The 9,132-nt window shown below is 71.2% G+C and carries 8 protein-coding genes and 1 pseudogene; 5 read left to right on the top strand and 4 right to left on the bottom strand.

The window, feature by feature from the left end; genetic code table 11:
* Positions 1-328: pseudogene (locus EG812_RS13310) on the bottom strand (UDP-glucose 6-dehydrogenase); the annotation flags it as partial.
* Positions 329-579: 251 nt separating this feature from the next.
* On the opposite strand from EG812_RS13310, the gene EG812_RS13305 reads away from it, so the two are divergent.
* A complete protein-coding gene (locus EG812_RS13305) occupies positions 580-1,743 on the top strand; it encodes an acyl-CoA dehydrogenase family protein (RefSeq protein WP_013731672.1) in 1,164 nt (387 codons plus the stop codon).
* 82 nt (positions 1,744-1,825) lie between these two features.
* Here EG812_RS13305 and EG812_RS13300 read toward each other — a convergent pair whose 3' ends face one another.
* Positions 1,826-2,485: a hypothetical protein gene (locus tag EG812_RS13300; protein ID WP_126711695.1), complete on the bottom strand. Its 660-nt coding sequence runs from the start codon at positions 2,483-2,485 to the stop codon at positions 1,826-1,828.
* Between the two features lie 23 nt (positions 2,486-2,508).
* Between EG812_RS13300 and EG812_RS13295 the strand changes: the two genes are divergently transcribed.
* Positions 2,509-3,024 (top strand): acyl-CoA thioesterase, encoded by a 516-nt coding sequence (locus EG812_RS13295; protein WP_013731674.1) that lies wholly within the window; start codon positions 2,509-2,511, stop codon positions 3,022-3,024.
* Positions 3,025-3,178: 154 nt separating this feature from the next.
* Positions 3,179-5,146 (top strand): acetoacetate--CoA ligase, encoded by a 1,968-nt coding sequence (locus EG812_RS13290; RefSeq protein WP_126711694.1) that lies wholly within the window; start codon positions 3,179-3,181, stop codon positions 5,144-5,146.
* A 233-nt stretch (positions 5,147-5,379) separates the two neighbouring features.
* Here EG812_RS13290 and EG812_RS13285 read toward each other — a convergent pair whose 3' ends face one another.
* Complete coding sequence (locus tag EG812_RS13285) at positions 5,380-6,069, bottom strand: TIGR03089 family protein (RefSeq protein ID WP_126711693.1); 690 nt, start codon at positions 6,067-6,069, stop codon at positions 5,380-5,382.
* 151 nt (positions 6,070-6,220) lie between these two features.
* Between EG812_RS13285 and EG812_RS13280 the strand changes: the two genes are divergently transcribed.
* Both EG812_RS13280 and EG812_RS13275 read left to right on the top strand, forming a co-directional pair.
* Positions 6,221-7,366, top strand: coding sequence for a glycosyltransferase family 4 protein (locus EG812_RS13280; RefSeq protein WP_013731677.1), 1,146 nt, complete (start codon positions 6,221-6,223; stop codon positions 7,364-7,366).
* A gap of 59 nt (positions 7,367-7,425) precedes the next feature.
* A complete protein-coding gene (locus EG812_RS13275) occupies positions 7,426-8,517 on the top strand; it encodes a mannose-1-phosphate guanylyltransferase (protein WP_126711692.1) in 1,092 nt (363 codons plus the stop codon).
* Here the strand turns inward: EG812_RS13275 and EG812_RS13270 are convergent.
* Entirely contained in the window at positions 8,486-9,100 is a 615-nt protein-coding gene (locus tag EG812_RS13270) for an NUDIX hydrolase (protein WP_126711691.1), read from the bottom strand. The genes EG812_RS13275 and EG812_RS13270 overlap by 32 nt on opposite strands.
* Between the last annotated feature and the right edge of the window lie 32 nt (positions 9,101-9,132).

The following is a 9,132-nucleotide window of genomic DNA, read 5'->3' as shown; positions in this document are numbered from 1 at the left end:
CCACGCAGATGAAGTGCACGTCACCGAAGTCGGCGGTCTCGGCGATGTCGGTGCTGAACCGCAGCCGGCCGGCGGCGAGGTTGCGCCGTAGCAGTTCGTCGAGGCCGGGCTCGTGGATCGGCACCTCGCCGGCGTTCAGCTTGGCGATCTTGTCCGGGTCGACGTCGTACCCGAGCACCTCGTAGCCGAGTTCGGCGTAGCAGATGGCGTACGTCGCGCCGAGATAACCGGTGCCGAGGAAGGTCACCCGAGGGCGGGAGGCACCCGAGGGGGGTGTCACCGCGGCGATGACGGGCATCGGCTGGGTGTTCGGGTACGGGATGGTCACGCCTGTCTCTCCGCTCGCACTGGCGGCGCGCAATCGCGTCGCGTTCCGCAGCGGCGCCGGGCCGGCGCCGGAGGGGTCATTTTTGGTGGTTCTGTCATCCATCATCGCCGAGCGGCGGCGTACACCGTGATGGCCAAGCCTACGCGCCGGTAACATCGGCTGAACTGTGGTCGCTATCCTTCAGTCTGCGCGGGGGGCGTCCACGTGACGCTACAGACTGCGCATGATAGCCGTGAAGGGGAGGGGCCGACATGGCCGCAGAACAGTCGTTCGACGCATATCGGTTGCCCGAGGAACATGAAGCAATCCGAGAGGCGGTTCGTGAAGTCTGTGCGGCGAAAGTTGCGCCGCACGCCGCTGAGGCGGACGAGACCGGAGAGTTCCCCAAGGCGTCGTACGACGCGCTGCGCGCCGCGGACTTCCACGCCCCGCACATCCCCGTCGAGTACGGCGGCGCCGGGGCGGACGCGCTGGCCACCGCCATCGTGATCGAGGAGGTGGCGCGGGCCTGCGCCTCGTCCTCGCTCATCCCGGCGGTGAACAAGCTGGGCACCATGCCGCTGCTGCTGGCCGGTTCGGAGGAGTTGAAGCGCCGCTACCTGCCCCCGGTCGCGTCCGGCGAGGCGATGTTCTCGTACTGCCTGTCCGAGCCGGAGGCCGGCAGCGACGCGGCCTCGATGACCACCCGCGCGGTACGTGATGGTGATCACTGGGTGCTCAACGGCGTGAAGCGGTGGATCACCAACGCCGGTGTCTCCGAGTTCTACACCGTCTTCGCGGTCACCGACCCCGCTGCCCGGTCGCGCGGCATCTCCGCCTTCGTGGTCGAGAAGTCCGATCCCGGGGTGAGCTTCGGCGCACCCGAGAAGAAGCTCGGCATCAAGGGTTCCCCGACCCGCGAGGTCTACCTGGACAACGTGCGGATTCCGGCGGACCGGATGATCGGTGCCGAGGGCACCGGTTTCGCCACCGCGATGCAGACCCTGGACCACACCCGGGTCACCATCGCCGCCCAGGCCGTCGGCATCGCCCAGGGCGCGCTCGACTACGCCAAGGGGTACGTCGCCGAGCGCAAGCAGTTCGGCAAGGCGGTCGCCGAGTTCCAGGGTGTGCAGTTCATGCTCGCCGACATGGGCATGAAGCTGGAGGCCGCCCGGCAGCTCACGTACGCCGCTGCCGGCCGCTCCGAGCGTGGCGACGCCGACCTGACCTACTTCGGTGCGGCGGCCAAGTGTTTCGCCTCGGACGCCGCCATGGAGATCACCACCGACGCGGTGCAACTGCTCGGCGGCTACGGCTACACCCGGGACTACCCGGTGGAGCGGATGATGCGCGACGCCAAGATCACCCAAATCTACGAGGGCACCAACCAGGTCCAGCGCATCGTCATGGCCCGCCAGCTCCTCAAGGACTGACCCCAGGCCCACGTCGGCCCCTGCTGATCATGAGGTTGGCGGCGGATGGATCTCCGGATCGCCGCCAACCTCATGAGCTGGGTCAGTGGGGGGTGTCGTCGTGGCGCGGGAGGTTGCCGGGTGGGGCCGACCAGGGTGAGGTGTGGCCGGTCCGGCGGGGCAGCGGCTCGGTCGGGGTCGGGTCCGGATAGCCGAGGCTGAGCGGCGCGGTGTCCTGCTCGTTCGACTCGACCGGCGGCCAGTCCGTCAGGGTCTGCTCCGTGGCTGCGGCCGGGGTCGGCGCCGCGGCCGAGGCCGGCATCGGTGCGGCCACCGGCTGTGGCCAGCGGCGCCAGCGTTGACCGCTGAACGTCGCCACCAGCAGCATCATGCCGATCAGGAACAGGGTGCCGTTCTCCACCGGCAGGCGTAGCGGCAGCGGATCACCGAGGAACTCCCAGTCCGCCGGGATGCGGTCGCGCACCCCGAACGGTGTGACGAACATCCCGATGTACGGGGTGACCAGCAGTAGCCCGGCCACCAGCGGGCCGAGCGGTGAGATGCGCAGTGTGCCGAGCAGGCCCAGCACGATGCCGCCGACCGCGAGGTAGACGGCCGGCTCGATGAGATTGGCCGTGTTCGAGGTGCCGATCTCCACCCACCGGTTCACCGTGCTGGCCGACCCGTCCTGCCCGAGAGTGACCAGCACCCAGGTGACCGGCACCACCACCAAACCGGCGAGGAAGCTCCACAGATGTCGCATCCGCGCACCGTACCGTTTTCGACATGACCGAGCACCTCTCCGCCATGCCAGGTAAACCCACGTCGTACTCCCGCGTCACGCTCAGTCGGATCATGACCGCGATCGACGTGAACCTCTACGGAACCGTGCACGGCGGCGTGCTGATGAAGTTCGTCGACGACGTGGCCGGCGCGGCGGCGGCCCGGCACAGCGGCGGTACGGCGGTCACCGCCGCCATCGACGAGATCGTCTTCTCCGAGGCCGTCCGGGTGGGTGACCTGGTGCACGCGTACGCCCAGGTGAACTGGACCGGGCAGACCTCGATGGAGATCGGCGTACGGGTGATGGCCGAGCGCTGGGACTCGGCCGAGCAGGAGCCGGTACGGGTGGCCACCGCGTACCTCGTCTTCGTCGGCGTCGAGGTCGGCGGCGCGCCACGGCCGGTGCGACCGGTGCTGCCGGAAACCGCTGAGGACGAACGACGCTGGCGGGAGGCGGAGATCCGCCGCGAGCACCGACTGGCCCGCCGCCGTGCCATCCAGGCCCACCGGGCAGGCTGATCCCTCGCCCGCACCCACCGCACCGGGCCCGCTCGTGTGGGCTGGGCACATGCGCCCGCAGGGTTCGGCTGCGGAGAATGGCGCTTCGGGGTAGGGCAAGATGGCGCCACGGCCCACCGCACAGCGTCGTGCCGGGCCAGGGGAGGAGTGAGCAGTGACTGACGTGCTGTGGACGCCGCCGGCGGACGTGCTCCAGCGGTCGCGGATCGGGGCTTACCTGCGCTGGCTGGCCGAGCACCGGGGGTTGGAGTTCGCCGACTACGACGCGCTGTGGCAGTGGTCGGTCACCGATCTGGACGCCTTCTGGCGTTCCATCTGGGACCACTTCGAGGTGATCGCGCACACCCCGCCGACCGCCACCCTGTCCGGGCGGGACATGCCGGGGACACGATGGTTCCCCGGCGCCACCCTCAACTACGCGCAGAACGTGCTGCGGATGCCCGGTCGGGCCGACGACGACCCGGTGGTGCTCGCGTACGGGCAGACCCGCGAGCCCGAGGTGCTGACCGTCGCGCAGCTACGCGACCAGGTCCGCCGGGTGGCCGCCGGGCTGCGCCGGCTCGGCGTCACCACCGGCGACCGGGTGGCCGCGTACGCGCCGAACATCCCCGAGACGTACGTGCTGATGCTTGCCACCGCGAGCCTCGGCGCGATCTTCTCCTCCTGCGCGCCGGAGTTCGGCACCCGCAGCGTCACCGACCGCTGGCAGCAGATCGAGCCGAAGGTGCTGGTGGCGGTGGACGGCTACCGCTACGGCGACAAGCCGGTGGACCGCTCGGCGGAGGTGACCGCGATCCGGGCCGCGCTGCCGTCGCTGCGGCACACCGTCGGCATCTCCTACCTCGACCCGGCGGCACCCGCACCGGATGGCGCGTTGTCCTGGGCCGACCTCGCGGCGGCGACCGACGAGCCGTTGACGTTCACGCCGGTGCCCTTCGACCATCCGCTCTACGTGCTCTACTCCTCCGGCACCACCGGCCTGCCCAAGCCGATCGTGCACGGCCACGGCGGCATCCTGCTGGAACACCTGAAGATGCTCGCCCTGCACCACGACCTGGGCCCGGCCGACCGGTTCTTCTGGTTCACCACCACCGGCTGGATGATGTGGAACTTCCTGGTCTCCGCCCCGGCGGTGGGCGCGGCGATCGTGCTGTTCGACGGCAACCCGGGCCACCCCGACCTGGGCGCGCTGTGGCGGCTCGCGCAGGAGTCCGGCACCACCTACTTCGGCACCTCCGCGCCGTTCCTGCTGGCCTGCCGCAAGGCCGGCCTGGTGCCGCGCGAGATCGCCGACCTGTCCGCGCTGCGCGGGGTCGGTTCCACCGGTGCGCCGCTGCCCGCCGAGGGCTTCACCTGGGTGTACGACACCGTCGGCCGCGACCTGCAACTCCAGTCACTGTCCGGCGGCACCGACGTGTGCACCGGCTTCGTCGGCGGGGTGCCGCTGCTGCCGGTGTACGCCGGTGAGATCACCTGCCGCGCGTTGGGCGCCAAGGTCGAGGCCCGCTCCGCCGACGGCACCCCGGTCCTCGGTGAACTCGGCGAACTGGTCATCACCGAGCCGATGCCGAGCATGCCGGTGGGCTTCTGGAACGACCCGGACGGCATCCGCTACCGGGAGGCGTACTTCGACGTGTACCCGGGCGTGTGGCGGCACGGCGACTGGATCACCGTCAACTCGCGCGGCGGGTGTGTGATCACCGGCCGCTCCGACGCCACTCTCAACCGCGGCGGCGTACGGCTGGGCACCGCCGAGTTCTACTCGGTGGTGGAGGCGCTGGACGAGGTCGTCGACTCGGTGGTGGTGCACCTGGAGGACGACGAGGGCGGCGCGGGTGAGCTGCTGCTGTTCGTGGTGCTCGCCGACGGCCTGACCCTCGACGACGAGCTGCGCAAGAAGATCTGCCGGGAACTGCGTACCGCCCTGTCACCCCGGCACGTGCCCGACGAGATTCACCAGGTACGCGCCGTCCCCCGCACCCTGTCGGCGAAGAAGCTCGAAGTCCCGGTCAAGAAGATCCTCACCGGCACCCCGGTGGACCAGGCCGCCGCCAAGGGCGCCCTGGCCAACCCCGAGTCCCTGACCGCCTTCGCCACCCTCGCCCACCACCGCACCCCCTAACCCACCCCTGCCCTCACCCTCACCCCGCCCCTCCCTCCCGCCCCACGCCCTCGCCCCCCCACGCCCTCGTCCCCACGGCCTCGCCCCCGCGATCTTGCACTTTTGGTCGCGGCATAAGTCGCGCAAAGGGCATATCGGCGACCGAAACTGCAAGATCGCGGAAGCGCGGCGCGGGGCGCGGCGCGGCGCGGGCGCGGGGGCGCGGGGGCGCGGGGGCGTGGAGGGGGTTGGGGTTAGGGGAGGGTGAGGGTGGTGTGTTCGGTGGATTGGCGGGTGGGGAGGAGGGTGGGGTCGGGGTGGGCGCAGAGGACCACTGTGGCGTTGGCGGTCAGGGGGGCCAGTAGCCAGTCGAGGGGGTCCGGGTGGCGGTCCACGTCGATCAGGACCCGGTCGGCCGGGGAGATGCCCAACTCGGCGGGGCGTGCTCTCGCCCGCTCGATCAGCGCGGTGTGCGCCGGGCCGCCCGGCGGGTACGCGCCGAAGTGGTCGCCGTGCACCCGTACCTCGGTGACGTAGTCGGCGAAGCCGGCCGGGACCTCCCGCAGCGGCAGCGCGAAGGGGTGCAGCGCGAGGGCGTACCGCTCGTCGGTCGACCAGGCATCCGCCTCGGCGACCCGGTCCGCGGCGGCGAAGAGCACGTCCACGTCACCCGGCTGCTCGGCCACGGTCAGCCCGGCTGCCCAGCAGCCCAGTAGAACGGCGGCGGTCTGCCAGTGCGGCGGAAGCAGTACGGCGGCGGTGCCACCCGGTCCCAGCGCCAACTCGTCGGTGAGCAGGTTGGCCGTCTTGGCCACCCAGTTCGCCAGCGTCGCGCCGGAAAGCTCGGTGCGTTCGCCGGTGGCGTCGTCGTACCAGGTCAGCAGGGGTCGGTTCGGGTCGGTCGCGATCGCGTCGGCGAACACCCGGGCAATGTTGTCGGCCATCGACGCGAACGATACGCGGCCGGCAGCCGTACTCGATGGCAACGACAAGTCGGCGTACGGTCGGGTCGCAGTCAGCGTCCGTACCCGGCTCCGGCGTAGGCTTGCCGGAAGTGTTGTTCCCCACAGTCCCGCCTTCGCAAGGAGTCGCCCCGTGACCGCCGGCCGCCCGCCCCGCGTGCTCATCGACGCCACGAGTGTCCCCGCCGACCGTGGCGGCGTCGGCAGATACGTCGATGGCCTGCTCGGCGCCCTCGGCAAGGTGTGCGGGTCGGCGGTGGACCTGGTCGTCGTCAGTCTCCGCACCGACCTGGAGCGCTATCGCAGGATGCTGCCGGGCGCAGAGATCGTCCCTGCGCCGGCCGCCGTCGCGCACCGCCCCGCCCGGCTGGCCTGGGAGCAGACCGGCCTGCCGCTGCTCGCCCAGCAGGTCGGCGCGGAGGTGCTGCACGCGCCCTTCTACACCTGTCCGTTGCGGGCCGGTTGTCCGGTCACCGTCACCGTGCACGACGCGACCTTCTTCACCGAGCCGGAGCACTACGACAAGTCCCGCCGGACGTTCTTCCGGAGTGCGATCAAGACCTCGCTGCGCCGCGCCGACCGGGTGATCGTGCCCAGCAAGGCCACTCGCGACGAGCTGATCCGGCTGCTGGACGCCGACCCGACCCGTATCGACGTCGCGTACCACGGCGTCGATCCCTCCGCCTTCCACGCCCCGGGCGACGAGGAGAAGGCCCGGGTACGGGCTCGACTCGGCCTCGGCAGCAGCAGTTACGTCGCGTTCCTCGGTGCCAAGGAGCCGCGCAAGAACGTACCGAATCTGATCCGGGGCTGGGCCCGGGCGGTGGCCGACCGGCAGGACCCGCCGGCTCTGGTGGTAGCCGGGGGTCAGGGGCACGACGACGACATCGACCGCGCGGTGGCGGAGGTGCCCTCGCACCTGCGGCTGCTGCGTCCCGGCTATCTGCGCTACGCCGACCTGCCCGGCTTCCTCGGCGGTGCCCTGGTGGCCGCCTACCCGTCGTACGGCGAGGGTTTCGGGCTGCCGATCCTGGAGGCGATGGCGTGCGCCGCCCCGGTGCTCACCACGCCCCGGCTGTCGTTGCCCGAGGTCGGGGGCGACGCGGTGGCGTACACCAGCGAGGACCCGGACCAGATCGCCACGGACCTGGCGGCCCTGCTCGACGACGAGCCTCGTCGTCTGTCGCTGGCCAAGGCCGGCTTCGATCGGGCGAAGGAGTTCACCTGGGAGTCCAGTGCCGAGGTGCACATCGCCGCCTGGTCCCGGGCCCGGCCCTGACGCCGGCAACCCGGGGCAACCCGGGCGCTCACTCCGGGCGGTTCGGGCATGATGTCCTGGTGATCTATGTCGTCATTCCGGCGGGTGGCAGCGGCACAAGGTTGTGGCCGCTGTCCCGGGCCGGCCATCCCAAGTTTCTCCATCCGTTCACCGGCACGTCCGCTTCGCTGCTCCAGGCGACGGTGCAGCGGGCGGCGCCGCTGACCACACCGGAGCGGACCATGGTGGTCACCGGCGCGGCCCACGCCGCGGCCGTGGCCCGCCAACTGACCGGCCTACCGGAGGAGAACATCCTGGTCGAGCCCTCGCCCCGGGATTCCTGCGCGGCCATCGCGCTGGCCGCGGCGGTGATCGCCGTACGGGATCCGGACGCGGTCATGGGCTCGTTCGCCGCCGACCACCTGATCGGTGACCCGCAGAGCTGGGTGGAGACCGTGCAGGCGGCGATTCGGGGCGCCGAGCAGGGGCTGTTGATGACCGTCGGGATCACGCCGACCCGGCCGGAGACCGGTTACGGCTACCTCCAGACCGGCGACCCGGTCGGTGGCGGTCCGATGCGGCCGGTCACCGAGTTCAAGGAGAAGCCGAACGCCGAGGTGGCCGAGGCGTACGTCCGTTCCGGCCGTTACCTGTGGAACGCCGGCATGTTCGTATGGCGGGTGTCGGCGTTCCTCGCCGAACTGGCCCGACAGCAGCCCGCCCTGCACGCCGGGGTGACAAGCATCGCGGCGGCCTGGGGCAGCGACGAGCAGGACGACGTCCTCGGCGCGGTCTGGCCGACGTTGCCGAAGATCTCCGTCGACTACGCGGTGATGGAGGGGGCGGCCAGCGCGGGCCGGGTGGCGACCGTACCGGGTGACTTCCGGTGGAACGACGTGGGTGACTTCCACACCCTCGGTGAGGTGCTGCCGGCCGACGCCGACGGCAACGTGGTGCTCGGGATGGACGACAAGGCCGAGGTGCTGCTGCGCGACAGCAGCGGCATGGTGGTGGTGCCGCAGTCCGGCCGGCTGGTGGCCACCGTCGGGGTGCGCGACCTGATCGTGGTCGACACCTCCGACGCGCTGCTGGTCTGCCCGCGTGACCGCGCTCAGGACGTCAAGGCGATCGTGGACGAACTCAAGGAGCGGGGCGAGGACAAGCTCGTCTGAACGCGGCCCGGCCCGGTGCGATCAGCCGGGCCGTCCCGCCGGCCAGCGGATGTGGCAGCTGGTCCGGCGGGAACCAGCCGAGCTCCTCGGACTCCGCGCTGACCTGCGCCACCGCCGCCGGCGGGGCGAAAACAGCGAAGCGTACGTCGTAGTGCAGTGATCCGCCCTGGCAGGCGACCGAGTGCACGTCCACGTCGATCGGCAGCGGGTCCATCCACAGGCCGTCGATGCCGGACTCCTCGGTGGCCTCGCGCAACGCGACCCCGGCCAGGGTCCGGTCGCCCGGCTCGCAGTGCCCGCCGAGCTGCACCCACATGCTCATCTTGCCGTGCAGGCAGAGCAGCACCTCGGTGCCGGTCGAGTCGAAGACCAGGGCGCTCGCGGTGACGTGACCGGCCCGGTGCGTCCGGCTCATCGCGGTCGTGCCGGCGGCCAGCAGGTCGAGCGTACGGTCGCGGGCCGTCGCGGCCTCCGCGGAGGTCGGCTGCCAGTCGGTGAGCACCGCCAGGGCGTCGGCGTGCAGCGCCGCCCAGCCGTCGTCGTGCTGTAGCGGGGGCCCGGTCAGTACTGGAGGCGTTGACATCGAGCCCTTCCTTCACGGGGTTGGCGAACGGG

This window comes from Verrucosispora sp. FIM060022, from assembly GCF_003977705.1.
Lineage (GTDB): Bacteria > Actinomycetota > Actinomycetes > Mycobacteriales > Micromonosporaceae > Micromonospora > Micromonospora gifhornensis.
Note: the sequence above shows the minus strand (reverse complement) of the source record. Positions and strands in the feature narration are given on the sequence as shown.

Coding starts and splice junctions, on each gene's coding strand:
- EG812_RS13305 (WP_013731672.1), top strand. CDS start 580: ATGGCCGCAGAACAGTCGTTCGACGCATATCGGTTGCCCGAGGAACAT.
- EG812_RS13300 (WP_126711695.1), bottom strand. CDS start 2,485: ATGCGACATCTGTGGAGCTTCCTCGCCGGTTTGGTGGTGGTGCCGGTC.
- EG812_RS13295 (WP_013731674.1), top strand. CDS start 2,509: ATGACCGAGCACCTCTCCGCCATGCCAGGTAAACCCACGTCGTACTCC.
- EG812_RS13285 (WP_126711693.1), bottom strand. CDS start 6,069: ATGGCCGACAACATTGCCCGGGTGTTCGCCGACGCGATCGCGACCGAC.
- EG812_RS13270 (WP_126711691.1), bottom strand. CDS start 9,100: ATGTCAACGCCTCCAGTACTGACCGGGCCCCCGCTACAGCACGACGAC.